A 267-nucleotide genomic window follows, 5' to 3' on the forward strand; every position below is an offset into this window, starting at 1 on the left:
GGTGGGTGGCCAGGCAGCGCGCTTTGCCGGTGGGCTGCTGGCGATGTGGCTGCTGTCGAGGGTGTCGCTGCTGCGCCTGCGCGCATGGACACCGGCGCTGTACGCGCTGTCGATGCTGCCGCTGATGGCGGTGTACGTGATCGGCACCGGCAAGTACGGGCAGCGCTGGCTCAACCTGGGGGTGTCCTACCTGCAGCCCTCCGAGCTGCTCAAGCTCAGCCTGCCGCTGATGATGGCCTGGTACCTGCATCGGCAACCGCTGCCACC

1 protein-coding gene is annotated in these 267 nt (G+C 68.5%); it reads left to right on the plus strand.

Translation table 11 applies throughout. The annotated features are described in order from the left end of the window. A partial coding sequence (locus tag ACRHNM_RS16915; RefSeq protein WP_431137786.1) for an FtsW/RodA/SpoVE family cell cycle protein occupies positions 1 to 267 on the plus strand: 267 nt, incomplete at both ends.

The sequence above is a fragment of the Psychroserpens mesophilus genome (genome assembly GCF_050617655.1).
Taxonomy (GTDB): Bacteria; Bacteroidota; Bacteroidia; order Flavobacteriales; family Flavobacteriaceae; genus Psychroserpens; species Psychroserpens mesophilus_A.